A 12,317-nucleotide genomic window follows, 5' to 3' on the forward strand; every position below is an offset into this window, starting at 1 on the left:
CTGCACGCATGAAAGCGATGATTTTCGCCGCCGGCCGCGGCGAGCGCATGCGCCCGCTGACCGACACCACGCCCAAGCCGCTGCTGAAGGTGCGCGGCCGGCCGCTGATCGTCTGGCACATCCTCAACCTGGTGAAGGCCGGGATCACCGAGATCGTCATCAACCACGCTCACCTGGGCGACCAGATCGAGCAGACGCTGGGTGACGGCAGCCAGTTCGGCGCCAAGCTGCTGTACTCGCACGAGGAGCAGGCGCTGGAAACCGCCGGCGGCATCGCCAAGGCGCGCCATCTGCTGGGCGATGCGCCGTTTGTGGCGGTGTCGGGCGACATCTACATGCCCTACTTCGACTTCGAGCAGGTCAAGGATGTGCTGAAGGATGAGGACATGTGGGGCAATCCCTATCCGGCCGACAAGCGCGATATCTGCTGGCTGTACCTGGTGCCGAATCCGGATTTCCATCCGGACGGCGATTTCGGCCTGACGCTGTATTCGGTCAGCAACGAGGGATCGCCCAAGTGGACCTTCGGCAACATCGGCGTCTATCGTCCCGAAATGTTCGACCGCATCGCCGCCGGCGACTACGCCAAGCTAGGCCCGCTGATTCGCGAATACGCCGACAACAAGCAGGTCGGCGGAGAAGTCTACAGCGGCGAATGGCACAATGTCGGCACCGTGACGCAGCTGGATCTGCTGAACGCGCCGCTGGCGTCGCGCGCGCCAGTCAGCAAGGGTGTGCAGTAATGAGCGCGCCCTACGCCGCCCGCCGCGCTCGCGTCCTGGCGCAGATGTCGCCGGGCGCGGTGGCGGTGCTGACCACCGCGCCGGAAGTCACCCGCAATGGCGACAGCGAATACCTGTACCGCCACGACAGCTACTTCTACTATCTGACCGGCTTCACCGAACCGGAAGCCGCCGTGGTGCTGGTGGCCGCGCAAGGTGAGACGCCGGCGCGCACACTGCTGTTCTGCCGCGAGAAAAATCCCGACCGCGAAATCTGGGATGGCTATCGCTACGGTCCGCAAGCCGCGCGCGAGGCGTTCGGTTTCGACGAAGCCCACGCCATCGCCTCGCTGGACGATGCCATGGCTGCACTGCTGTCGAATGTGCCGGCGCTGTATTACCCGTTGGGCGGTGAGTTGGATGTGCGCGTGGCCGGCTGGCTGAACGCGGTGCGCGCCAAGTCCCGCAGCGGCGTCACTCCTCCCGCATCCACGGTCGACCTGCTACCGCTGCTGGACGAAATGCGTCTGCTAAAGGACGAACACGAACAGGCCATCATGCAGCGCGCCGCCGACATCTCGGCCGCCGCTCACGCGCGTGCGATGCGCGCGGCCCGTGCCGGCGTCCACGAATATGAACTGGAAGCGGAACTGCTGTACGAATTCCGCCGCAACGGCGCGCAGGCGCCGGCCTACACCTCCATCGTGGCGACCGGCGCGAACGCCTGCGTACTGCACTACAACAGCAACAACGCGCAATCGCAGGACGGCGATCTGGTGCTGATCGACGCCGGCTGCGAGCTGGATGGCTATGCATCCGACATCACCCGCACCTTTCCGGTCAACGGCAAATTCAGCGCGCCGCAAAAGCGTTTGTATGAACTGGTGCTGGCGGCGCAGGATGCGGCGTTTGCCGCCATCGCCCCCGGCCTGCCCTACTCCGGTGCGCACGAGGCGGCGGTGAAGGTGCTGGCGCAAGGCATGCTGGATCTGGGCCTGCTGCAAGGCAGCCTGGATGAGATCATCGCCGAAAAGCGCTACACCCAGTTCTACATGCACGGCACCGGCCACTGGCTGGGCATGGACGTGCACGACGTTGGCCAGTACCGCGACGTCAGCCAGGCCGACAAGCCATCGCGCCCGCTGCAACCGGGCATGGTGGTGACGGTGGAACCGGGCATCTACGTGCGTCCGGCCGAAGGCGTGCCGCAAGAGTATTGGCACATCGGCATCCGCATCGAAGACGATGTGCTGGTGACGGCCGACGGCTATACCATCCTCAGCGCCGCCGCGCCCAAGACGGTGGCCGAGATTGAAGAATTGATGCGGCATGACTGAACTGGATTACGACATCGCCATCTGCGGCGCCGGACCGGCCGGCATGGCGCTGGCCGCGCTGCTGGTCAAGCGCGGCATGGCCGCCGCCCGCATCGCCCTGATCGACGCCAAGACGCTGGCCCAGGCCAGCAAAGATCCGCGCTCGCTGGCGCTGTCCTGGGGCAGCCGCCAGATCCTGGAACAGATCGCCGCCTGGCCCGCCGTGGCCACCGCCATCGAACAAATTCACGTCTCGCGTCGCGGCCAGTTCGGCCGCAGCCTGATCGACCGCAAGGACTACGATTTGCCGGCGCTGGGCTACGTCACCCGCTACGGCGACATCGTCAGCGCGCTGGGCGCCGTATGCGAACAAGCCGGCATCACCGCGCTGCGCCCGGCGCGCGTGATCGCGCTGGACGAAGAAGCCGATGCCGTCACCCTGATCCTCGACAGCGAAGGCGCGCCGAAAACCATCCGCGCCGCCATCGTGGTGCAGGCCGAAGGTGGCCTGTTCAACGAGCAGCAAACCCGCGCCCAGAATCGCGACTACCAGCAAACCGCCATCATCGCCCAGGTGCGCAGCAGCACACCGCCGCCGCACCGCGCCTATGAACGCTTCACCGAACAAGGCCCGCTGGCGCTGCTGCCGCAGGATGACGAATACTCGCTGGTGTGGTGCGTGCGTCCCGACACCGCCGACCAACTGCTGGCCCTCAACGACGCCGGCTTCCTGCAAGCGCTGAGCAAAGCCTTCGGCGACCGCGTCGGCGCGTTCACCCACGCCACACCGCGCCTCGGCTTCCCCTTAGGTTTGAACGCCGCCGCCCACAGCACCAATCGCACCGTCGCCATCGGCAATGCCGCGCAAACGCTGCATCCTGTGGCCGGCCAAGGTTTGAATCTCGGCCTGCGCGACGTCACCGTGCTGGCGCGCCTGCTGGCCCAACAAGCCACGCCGACAGCGCTGACGCAATTCATCGCCCAACGCCAGAGCGACCGCACGACCACCGTGCGCATCACCGATACCATGGCCCGCATCTTCGCCAACGACTCGCCGGCACAAGCGCTGCTGGGCCTCTCACTAGCCGCCATCGACATCATCAGCCCCGCCCGCAGCCTGCTGGCCGAACTGATGATGTACGGCCGCCGCTAACTAAGACAAACATGCGATATCTGATCGGCTTCCTGAGCGCGAGCTTGTGTTTGCTGACCCAGGCGGCGGAGCGGCCGACAACGGTGCCGGACCTGCTGGCACCGCTTTACGTCCGCGAACTCGCCACCGAAGCGGAGCAGGGCGACGTTCAGGCTCAGTTGACGCTTGGAGCGCTTTATCAGCAAGGCAAGCACGTCAAGCAGGACTACGCCAAGGCGTATCACTGGTTCGCGCTGGCGGCGGCAAAGAATAATCCGGAAGGCCAATTGCAACAGGGCTGGATGGATCAATATGGCAAGGGCGTGCCGGTCGACCTCCCGCAGGCGGCGCGGCTTTATCGCGCCGCAGCCGAACAAGGCAACGCCTCCGCCCAATATCACCTGGCGCAATGTTACCGCACTGGCAGTTGTACTGATCTGGATGATCAGCAAGCGCAAACATGGCTGCGCAAGTCGGCGGATCAAGGCGATGACCGGGCACAGGCCAGCCTTGGCTACATGCTCGACAACGGTCAGGGTGGCCATCCTGATCACGCCGAGGCTCGGCGCGGGTATATCAGCGCGGCGACGGCTGGCAATAGCACCGCCATGTACAACCTCGGTGTCTTCCATGAAAACGGCACCAGCATCGTGCGGGATTACCGTCAGTCACATGCCTGGTTCGCACAAGCCGCAGAGGCGGGCGACGATACCGCCGTCGCCAAGCTGGGCGAACACTTCGAAATGGGGCATGGGGTGGAGAAAGACCTGGACAAGGCATTCGCCCTGTACCTGCAGTCCGCGCAGGCTGGCGACGCTTACGGACAGCTACGCCTGGGCACTGCGTATCAGGAAGCGATCGGCGTTAAACGCGACTACCTGAAGGCCGCCGAGTGGTATAAGAAATCGGCCGATCAGGGCGACAGCGAAGCGCAGCGCAAGCTGGCGCTGCTCTATCAGACTGGCGACGCCGGCGCGGTCACTACCGAAGAGACGATGCGGTATCTGAGACTATCGATCAGTCAAGGCAATCAGACCGCCGTGGCGGATATGGGCATGTTCATGCTGTATGGTCTGAATCCCGACAACAGCGGCGCCGCCGCCAATGCGGTGGTCATGTTCAAACGCGCGGCAGAACAAGGGAATGCGGTGGGCCAGATGCGCCTGGGACGCGCCTACAGCCTCGGCCTGGGCGTGCCGAAAGACGCCCAACTAGCGCAACAGTGGCTGCGCCGCGCAGCCGACCAAGGTAATGCCGATGCCCTGCAGTTCCTGGAACGGGTTTATCACATCCATCAGTGAGCGACGGCGCTGTCATCCGCTGGCTGCTGATGCAGCACACCCGCCCGCGCGCGGCCAAAGCTTTCCGCTTTCGCACTCATGCAACGGACGTTGGAGACGGCACGCCCAAAGCGGGTCACCAACTGATTGGCATTGTCGAGCGCCACGGTAAATGACCATGTTTCATCCCAACAGTCGCCATCCCAGGAGTCATTGGCTAACACCACGGCACTGAAGTTACGCTGAAATACGTTGAACTTGCCCGGCTTGACCTCGCTCCATTTGCCATCCTCTCCCGCCGTGAAAACTTGAGCCTTTTTTCCGGCAATATGCAGACGGACCTTCAATTCCAGCTCCGTCTTACCGCCTGCGGCGGGCTCCAGATCACGCAGCGCGCCCTCCCACTGACCATCGAGATAGGAAGACGTGGCAGGTTCGGCATCCGCCGCAAACGCCAGTTGAAAGGCGAATGCGGCGCACACCATAAATACGATTTTTTTCAGCATCCGGATTACTCGACCGCCTTGACCATGTCCTCGATGACCTTCTTGGCGTCGCCAAAGACCATCATGGTATTAGCCTGGTAGAACAGCTCATTGTCCAGGCCCGCGTAGCCGGAGGCCATCGAGCGTTTGTTGACGATGATGCTCTTGGCCTTGTACGCCTCCAGAATCGGCATGCCGGCGATCGGCGATTTCGGGTCTTTGGCAGCCGGGTTGACCACGTCGTTGGCGCCGAGGATCAGCACCACGTCGGTCTGGCCGAATTCGCCGTTGATGTCCTCCATCTCGAACACCTGATCGTACGGCACCTCGGCCTCCGCCAGCAGCACGTTCATGTGGCCCGGCATGCGCCCCGCCACCGGGTGGATCGCGTACTTCACCGTCACGCCCTTGTGCGTCAGCTTCTCCACCAGCTCCTTCAGCGAGTGCTGCGCGCGCGCCACCGCCAGGCCGTAGCCCGGCACGATGATCACGCTTTCCGCGTTGGCCATGATGAACGAGGCATCGTCGGCCGAACCGGATTTGACCGGACGCTGTTCCTTGGCGCCGCCAGCACCCGCCTCCGCCGGCGCACCGCCAAAGCCACCCAGGATCACGTTGAAGAACGAACGGTTCATCGCCTTGCACATGATGTAGGACAGGATGGCGCCCGACGATCCCACCAGCGAACCGGCGATGATCAGCATCGAGTTATTCAGCGAGAAGCCGATGCCCGCCGCCGCCCAGCCGGAATAGGAATTCAGCATCGACACCACCACCGGCATGTCGGCGCCGCCGATCGGGATGATGATCAGCACACCCAGCACGAACGCGATCGCGGTCATCAGCAGGAACGGCAGCCAGGCCGGCTCGGTGCCACCGGCCGCCACAAACGTCAGACCCAGGCCAACCATCACGATCGCCAGGATCAGGTTCAGCAAATGCTGGCCGGGGAAGCTGACCGGTGCGCCCTGGAACAGGCGGAACTTGTATTTGCCCGACAGCTTGCCAAACGCGATCACCGAACCGGAGAAGGTGATCGCGCCCACAAAGGTGCCGATGAACAGCTCGATGCGGTTCCCGGTCGGCAGCGCCTCGCCCAGCGCGGCAATGCCGAACGCGTGCGGCTCCGACACCGCCGCCACCGCGATGCACACCGCCGCCAGGCCGATCAGCGAGTGCATCGCCGCCACCAGTTCCGGCATTTTGGTCATCTCGACCTTCTTGGCCAGCACCGCGCCAATGCCGCCGCCGATGATCACGCCCAGCGCCACGCGTCCCAGTCCCAACCCGCCGCCCGCCGCCACCGCTGCGGTGGCTTCCGACTGCAGCTTGAGGATCAGCGCAATCGTCGTCACGAACGCGATCGCCATGCCGGTCATGCCAAACGCATTGCCCTGGCGCGCCGTGGCCGGCGACGACAGGCCTTTCAGCGCCTGGATGAAGCACACCGATGCGATCAGGTACAACATCGTCACCAGATTCATGGAGATGAAGTTCATGCCTTATCTCCCTGTTTGGTTTTTTTCTTGAACATCTCCAGCATGCGCTGCGTGACCAGGAAGCCACCGAACACATTGACGGCGGCCAGCGCCACCGCGACCGTGCCGGCCACCTGTCCCACCCAGCCGTCGGTCAGCGCGGCCGCCAGCATGGCGCCCACGATGATGATGGCCGATACCGCGTTGGTGACCGCCATCAGCGGCGTATGCAGCGCCGGCGTCACGGTCCAGACCACGTGGTAGCCCACGTAAATGGCCAGTACAAAAATAATCAGATTGATGATGGTGTGGCTGACTTCCATGTCGGTCCCCTTGTTATTTGCGCAGCAGTTCGCCGCCAGTGCTCAGCAGCGTGGCCTTGATGATCTCGTCCTCGCGATCGATGACTAACTTGTCCTCTTTATCGATAATCAGCTTGAGGAAGTCCAGCACGTTGCGCGCATACAGCGCCGAGGCATCGGCCGCGACGTGGGTGGCCAGATCCGGCTCGCCGACGATATGCACGCCATGCTTGACCACCGTCTTGCCCAGCTCCGACAACGGGCAGTTGCCGCCTTGCGACACCGCCAGGTCGACGATCACGGAGCCCGGCTTCATGGCCTTCACCGTCTCTTCGGAAATCAGCACCGGCGCCGGGCGGCCCGGTATCAGTGCGGTGGTGATGATGATGTCGGCCAGCTTGGCGCGTTCGTGCACCAGCTCGGACTGGCGGCGCATCCAGTCGGCCGGCATCGGCCGCGCGTAGCCGCCGGTGCCCTGCGCGATCTCTTTCTCTTCATCGGTCAGATACGGCACGTCGATGAACTTGGCGCCCAGCGACTCCACCTGCTCCTTGACCGGCGGCCGCACATCGGACGCCTCGATCACCGCGCCCAGGCGCTTGGCGGTGGCAATCGCCTGCAAGCCCGCCACGCCGACGCCCATGATCAGGACCCGCGCCGCCTTCACCGTGCCGGCCGCCGTCATCAGCATCGGCATGAAGCGCTGGTAGGTATTGGCCGCCACCATCACCGCCTTGTAGCCAGCGATGTTGGCCTGCGACGACAGCACGTCCATCGACTGCGCCCGCGTGATGCGCGGCACCGCTTCCAGCGCGAACGCCTGCAGCCCGGCCGCCGCCATCGCCGCGTTGTTGTCCGCATCAAAAGGATTCAGCATGCCGATCAGCACCGTCCCCGGCTTGATCTGCGCCCGCTCCTCGGGATTGGGGGCACGCACCTTGAGGATCACGTCCGCCACCCACACCTCGCTGGCGGGCACGATTTGTGCACCAGCTGCGACATAGGCTTCATCCGTCACCGAGGCGGCAAGACCGGCACCCGCCTGCACCAGTATCTGATGCTTCGCGGCCAACTTTTTCACAGTCTCCGGCGTGGCTGCCACCCGGGTCTCCCCCGGCCGAGTTTCGGCCGGTACGCTTATTCTCATGGTGCCTCCAAAACGATTAATAAACTGACTACAATCTAACATGGTTTTTTAGGCCATGAAACATCGGTTTCATCATTTCAAGTATTACTATTTGTCATTAATTACCCGCTAAATTTGTTCCAGCTCAAACCAAAAGGCTGGAACAGGCTAAAATATCGGCTCTTTCAAGGATGACTCATGCCGCGTATCTGGAAACCCTCTGTTACTGTCGCCGCCATCGTCGAAAAAGATGGCAAGTTCTTGCTGATCGAAGAAGTCACCAGCGACGGCATCCGCATCAACCAGCCGGCCGGCCATCTCGATCCGTATGAATCGCTGGAGCAGGCCGTCATCCGCGAAACGCTGGAGGAAACCGCCTACGATTTCACGCCGACCGCGCTGGTCGGCATGTATATGTCGCGCTACACCTCCAACCGCACCGGCGAGGAAGTGACCTATCTGCGCTTCACGTTCTGCGGCTACCCTGGCGAGAAACACGAGCGCCAACTGGACGAAGGCATTTTGCGCACCATGTGGCTGACGCGCGACGAACTGGCCGCCTGCGCCGACCGTCACCGCAGCCCAACGGTGCTGCAATGCGTGGACGAATACCTGGCGGGCCGCCGCGCGCCGCTGGAACTGATACAAACACACGCTTCCGTCTACAAGGAAGCGGTTAGCACTGCGAATGGATAAGTAATGAGTAACGGGTCGGGCAAAAAAAGAGTCGTCATCGGCATGTCGGGCGGGGTGGATTCCTCGGTCTCGGCGTGGCTGCTGAAGGAACAGGGCTACGAGGTAATCGGCCTGTTCATGAAGAACTGGGAAGACGATGACGACTCCGAATACTGCTCCACCCGCCAGGACTGGATCGACGCCGCCTCGGTGGCCGACGTGGTCGGGGTCGACATCGAAGCGGTCAACTTCGCCAGCGAATACAAGGACCGCGTGTTTGCCGACTTCCTGCGCGAGTACCAGGCCGGCCGCACGCCGAATCCCGATGTGCTGTGCAATGCCGAAATCAAATTCAAAGCCTTCCTCGACCATGCGATGACGCTGGGCGCGGACCTGATCGCCACCGGCCACTACGCGCGCGTGCGCCAGCACAACGGCAAGGCCGAGCTGCTGAAGGCGGTCGACCATACCAAGGACCAGAGCTACTTCCTGCACCGCCTGAATCAGGCGCAGTTGTCGAAGACCTTGTTCCCGCTGGGCGAAATCCCGAAAACCGAAGTGCGCAAGATCGCTGAAAAACTCCAGCTGCCGAATGCGGCCAAAAAGGATTCGACCGGCATCTGCTTCATCGGCGAGCGCCCGTTCCGCGAATTCTTGAACCGCTACCTGTCATACAAGCCCGGTCCGATGATGACCCCGGACGGCAAGGTGGTGGGCGAGCACGTTGGCCTGTCGTTCTACACGCTGGGCCAGCGCAAGGGCATCGGCGTTGGCGGCGTGAAGTCGTATCAGAACGCCGACGGCTCCAGCGACGCCTGGTATGTGGCGAAAAAGGATGTGGTCAACAACGTGCTGTACATCGTGCAGGGCCATGACCATCCATGGCTGCTGTCGTCGACGCTGCGCGCCGACCAGGCCAGTTGGGTCGCTGGCGTGGCGCCGGAAGCGCGCGCGCTGTCGGCCAAGACCCGCTATCGTCAGGCCGACGTGGCGTGCGAAGTGGCGCCGCAAGGCGAGTCCGACTTCGCGCTCAAATTCATGGATGCCCAGTGGGCGGTGACGCCGGGTCAGTCGGCCGTGCTGTACGACGGTGATGTGTGCCTGGGCGGCGGCATCATCGACAGCTCGAGCTTCGGCGCGTAATCAGCCGGCGGCGGGTTCGCCGCCTTCTTCCTCGGGCGGCGTTTCAGTCGCCGCTTCCGCTTTGGCCATGGCGGCGCGCTGGCGCTTGACCATGGCGATCACCACGTTGCGGATCGTATTCAGCACGGTATCGGCCTTGAACGGCTTGACGATAAAGCCGCTGACGCCCATCGCATGCGCCGACTGAATGGTGGCGGCATCGAACTCGCTGGAAATCATGAAAATCAGCGCCTTCGGCCACTTGGCGTGGAGCTCGCGCACCTCCGCTTCGGCATCCTGCACCAATTCCTTGGCGATACAGACGATGTGCGGGTTGTACTTGATCAGCAACGTGACGCCAGCCGCCACGGTATGGGCCTGGCCAGCGACGTCGTAGCCGCCATCCAGCAGCACGGTATTCAGCAGGCCGCGAGCGACGGCGCTGGAGTCGATGATGACTGCTTTTAACATCTTGCAAACCTTGTTCTTAGTGCGACCACGCCAGCATGTTCCAAGTGACGCCGATACGCACATCTGTTTTTAACTGCACTAGTTGTCGAGAAAGATACAGCATTTCTCGTTCTTTTCGTAGTGTTTCTCCAAGGGTATCTTTCAGAATGCCAGCGCCGGCCATAATCCCGTCCAGAGTGCCGTAAGTACGCAACAGTTTGGCGGCGGTTTTGACGCCGACCTTGGACACGCCGGGAATGGAATCGGTGACATCGCCCATCAGCGCCAGCAGATCCGGCAGCTGATCGGGCGGCACGCCCCACTTCTTTTCGACCCAGCCGTGATCATGCCATTCGGACTTGAAATGGTCCCAGACGCGGGCACCCTGGGCGATCAGGCAATGCAAATCCTTGTCGGTGCTGGCGACGGTGGCTTCGCCGCGTCCCTCGGCCAGCCAGCGCAGCACCACGGTGCCGATCACATCGTCGGCCTCGACTTCCGGCAGCGACACCGGATGCATGCCGATGCCGCGCAGCTTGTCGTAGAAAGCTGGCAGCGCGTCGCGCAACGGCTGCGGCATTGGCGCGCGGCCCTCGCGGTAGCCTTGGTAAAGATCGTGGCGCCAGGTGCGGCCGCCGAAATCGAAGGCCGGCAGCAGGTGGGTCGGTTCGTGGTCGTTGACCAGGGTGCGGAACGAGGACAGCGCGTGGCGCAGCGCGATCTCGGCCTTTTCGGGGCTATCAGGTTCGGGGCTGGCTTCGTAGACACGGCGCACAATATTGAGGCCGTCAATGGCAAGGAGTCTACCCATGTTCAACTTCATCCGGGCTTTGGTCAAGCCGCCATTCTACCCGACCAGACCGCCATTACCGCATGAGGCAGCGCAAGGCGGCGGCGGAGCGCGCTTGCGGCGCGCTGCCGGCGGCGTACCATGGACTCCTGTTTTCGCAAAGGAGAAAGCCATGTGGCCCACTATGTCCCTTGAAGAGTTCCTTGCCAATCCACTGGCCGCGATCCGCGAAATCGCCGCCTCGGAGAAAATTTATTTCATCACCGAAAACGGCGAGCCCATACTGGACGTCCGACCGTGGCGCTCCGGGCCGGATGAAAAACTGCGCGGTAGCGTGCTGTACTGCGGTGATGTTGTCACGCCGGCGGAAGATCCGTTCCGCCAGGCTGAATAACGATCCCGCCGACCGCATCATCGTGGCCACCGCCATGCAGCTGAACGTCCCGCTGGTGACCATCGACGCCGCCATGCGGGCCTACCCGCATGTGCAAACGATCTGGTAGGCGCGAATCGAGCGCTTACAGGCCGGCGCCGCCAGGGAACAGTTGATCGGCCAGTTCACGGATCTTCTTGTCGGCATCGATAAACTTGCCGGTGTTCAGGCCAGCGCGGTTGGCGTCATACAACGCTTCGCCAACCGGCTTCACCGTCTGAGTAATCGCGCTATTTCAGCAGCTCATAGGGGCCGCCGCGTTCGAGCGCGCGCTGGAAGGCTGGGCGGGCGTGGATGCGTTTGAGGAAGGCCATCAGCTTAGGTCGGCTGTCGTTGAGGCCGGCGCGGGCGGCGGCAGCTTCCAGCGGGAAGCTCATCTGGATGTCAGCGGCGGTGAATTCGCTGCCGGCAAACCAGGCTGACTTGCCCAACTCGGCTTCCAGATAATCCAGGTGCGTGCTGATCTGCGGTTGGATATAGCTGCCCTTGACCTTTTGCGCAATGCCGCGCGCGATCGGCTTGACGAAGAACGGTGCCGGGCCGCTCTCGACGCGGTCAAAGATCAGCTTCATCAGCAGCGGCGCCATCGCCGAGCCTTCGGCATAGTGCAGGAAATAACGCCAGCGGCGACGCTCCTCGCTGCCGGCCGGCGGAATCAAGCGGCCATTGCCGTACGTCTCGATCAGATACTCGACAATCGCGCCCGACTCGGCCACCACCGCCTCGCCATCCGTAATCACCGGCGACTTGCCCAACGGGTGAATCGCCTTCAACTCCGGCGGCGCCAGCATGGTCTTGGGATCGCGCTGGTAGCGCACGATTTCATACTCCAGCCCCAGCTCCTCCAACAGCCACAGCACCCGCTGCGAACGTGAATTGTTGAGATGATGGACAACGATCATGGTGGATATCCCGAAAAAAGAACGGCCGTGCGCCGCAAACCGCTAGCTTAGCATTGTTGCCGCCACCGTGCCCGCTCCCGCCAAGCGGATATGGATTCCGTCGG

General features: G+C 62.9%; 16 protein-coding genes. 8 read left to right on the forward strand and 8 right to left on the reverse strand.

Going from position 1 to position 12,317, the window contains the following annotated elements:
* The first annotated feature begins 8 nt into the window (after positions 1 to 8).
* Genes murU through GJ699_RS25675 form a run of 4 tightly spaced genes read left to right on the forward strand, consistent with a single transcriptional unit; the run spans position 9 to position 4,471 of the window.
* Positions 9 to 743, forward strand: coding sequence for an N-acetylmuramate alpha-1-phosphate uridylyltransferase MurU (gene murU, locus GJ699_RS25660; protein ID WP_154381724.1), 735 nt, complete (start codon positions 9 to 11; stop codon positions 741 to 743).
* Positions 743 to 2,059 carry a Xaa-Pro aminopeptidase gene (gene pepP, locus GJ699_RS25665; protein WP_154381726.1) on the forward strand — a complete coding sequence of 439 codons (1,317 nt, stop codon included), beginning with the start codon at positions 743 to 745 and terminating at the stop codon, positions 2,057 to 2,059. Before murU ends, pepP begins: the two co-directional genes overlap by 1 nt.
* Positions 2,052 to 3,191, forward strand: a complete 1,140-nt coding sequence (locus GJ699_RS25670) for a UbiH/UbiF/VisC/COQ6 family ubiquinone biosynthesis hydroxylase (protein ID WP_154381729.1) — start codon at positions 2,052 to 2,054, stop codon at positions 3,189 to 3,191. Before pepP ends, GJ699_RS25670 begins: the two co-directional genes overlap by 8 nt.
* An 11-nt stretch (positions 3,192 to 3,202) precedes the next feature.
* Positions 3,203 to 4,471 carry an SEL1-like repeat protein gene (locus tag GJ699_RS25675; protein ID WP_154381732.1) on the forward strand — a complete coding sequence of 423 codons (1,269 nt, stop codon included), beginning with the start codon at positions 3,203 to 3,205 and terminating at the stop codon, positions 4,469 to 4,471.
* Here the strand turns inward: GJ699_RS25675 and GJ699_RS25680 are convergent.
* The 4 genes from GJ699_RS25680 to GJ699_RS25695 are packed head-to-tail and all read right to left on the reverse strand — an operon-like array spanning position 4,465 to position 7,862.
* Positions 4,465 to 4,956, reverse strand: coding sequence for a hypothetical protein (locus tag GJ699_RS25680; RefSeq protein WP_154381734.1), 492 nt, complete (start codon positions 4,954 to 4,956; stop codon positions 4,465 to 4,467). The genes GJ699_RS25675 and GJ699_RS25680 overlap by 7 nt on opposite strands.
* A 5-nt stretch (positions 4,957 to 4,961) precedes the next feature.
* Positions 4,962 to 6,434, reverse strand: a complete 1,473-nt coding sequence (locus GJ699_RS25685; protein WP_154381736.1) for an NAD(P)(+) transhydrogenase (Re/Si-specific) subunit beta — start codon at positions 6,432 to 6,434, stop codon at positions 4,962 to 4,964.
* The gene (locus GJ699_RS25690) at positions 6,431 to 6,736 is read right to left on the reverse strand and encodes an NAD(P) transhydrogenase subunit alpha part 2 (RefSeq protein ID WP_154381738.1); all 306 of its coding nucleotides are present in this window, start codon (positions 6,734 to 6,736) and stop codon (positions 6,431 to 6,433) included. The genes GJ699_RS25685 and GJ699_RS25690 overlap by 4 nt, the downstream gene beginning before the upstream one ends.
* Before the next feature lie 13 nt (positions 6,737 to 6,749).
* Positions 6,750 to 7,862, reverse strand: a complete 1,113-nt coding sequence (locus GJ699_RS25695) for a Re/Si-specific NAD(P)(+) transhydrogenase subunit alpha (RefSeq protein ID WP_154381740.1) — start codon at positions 7,860 to 7,862, stop codon at positions 6,750 to 6,752.
* A 177-nt stretch (positions 7,863 to 8,039) separates the two neighbouring features.
* Here GJ699_RS25695 and GJ699_RS25700 point away from each other — a divergent pair, with 177 nt between their 5' ends.
* On the forward strand, positions 8,040 to 8,537 hold the full coding sequence (locus GJ699_RS25700; RefSeq protein ID WP_154381742.1) for an NUDIX hydrolase: 498 nt from the start codon (positions 8,040 to 8,042) through the stop codon (positions 8,535 to 8,537).
* A 3-nt stretch (positions 8,538 to 8,540) separates the two neighbouring features.
* Positions 8,541 to 9,659 carry a tRNA 2-thiouridine(34) synthase MnmA gene (gene mnmA / locus GJ699_RS25705; protein WP_154381744.1) on the forward strand — a complete coding sequence of 373 codons (1,119 nt, stop codon included), beginning with the start codon at positions 8,541 to 8,543 and terminating at the stop codon, positions 9,657 to 9,659.
* Here mnmA and GJ699_RS25710 read toward each other — a convergent pair whose 3' ends face one another.
* The gene (locus tag GJ699_RS25710; RefSeq protein ID WP_154381746.1) at positions 9,660 to 10,109 is read right to left on the reverse strand and encodes an ANTAR domain-containing protein; all 450 of its coding nucleotides are present in this window, start codon (positions 10,107 to 10,109) and stop codon (positions 9,660 to 9,662) included.
* Positions 10,110 to 10,125: 16 nt separating this feature from the next.
* Entirely contained in the window at positions 10,126 to 10,899 is a 774-nt protein-coding gene (locus GJ699_RS25715) for a 5'-3' exonuclease (RefSeq protein WP_154381748.1), read from the reverse strand.
* Between GJ699_RS25715 and GJ699_RS25720 the strand changes: the two genes are divergently transcribed.
* On the forward strand, positions 10,898 to 11,272 hold the full coding sequence (locus tag GJ699_RS25720; protein WP_154381750.1) for a hypothetical protein: 375 nt from the start codon (positions 10,898 to 10,900) through the stop codon (positions 11,270 to 11,272). The genes GJ699_RS25715 and GJ699_RS25720 overlap by 2 nt on opposite strands.
* On the forward strand, positions 11,229 to 11,381 hold the full coding sequence (locus tag GJ699_RS25725; RefSeq protein WP_195763648.1) for a PIN domain-containing protein: 153 nt from the start codon (positions 11,229 to 11,231) through the stop codon (positions 11,379 to 11,381). The genes GJ699_RS25720 and GJ699_RS25725 overlap by 44 nt, the downstream gene beginning before the upstream one ends.
* A 15-nt stretch (positions 11,382 to 11,396) precedes the next feature.
* Here the strand turns inward: GJ699_RS25725 and GJ699_RS35020 are convergent, their stop codons facing one another.
* Together GJ699_RS35020 and GJ699_RS25730 are read right to left on the reverse strand one after the other, a co-directional pair.
* Positions 11,397 to 11,525 carry a hypothetical protein gene (locus tag GJ699_RS35020; RefSeq protein ID WP_267877742.1) on the reverse strand — a complete coding sequence of 43 codons (129 nt, stop codon included), beginning with the start codon at positions 11,523 to 11,525 and terminating at the stop codon, positions 11,397 to 11,399.
* 16 nt (positions 11,526 to 11,541) lie between these two features.
* The gene (locus GJ699_RS25730; RefSeq protein ID WP_154381752.1) at positions 11,542 to 12,213 is read right to left on the reverse strand and encodes a glutathione S-transferase; all 672 of its coding nucleotides are present in this window, start codon (positions 12,211 to 12,213) and stop codon (positions 11,542 to 11,544) included.
* Positions 12,214 to 12,317: the final 104 nt, after the last annotated feature.

The organism is Duganella guangzhouensis (assembly GCF_009674535.1).
Taxonomy (GTDB): domain Bacteria; phylum Pseudomonadota; class Gammaproteobacteria; order Burkholderiales; family Burkholderiaceae_D; genus Rugamonas; species Rugamonas guangzhouensis.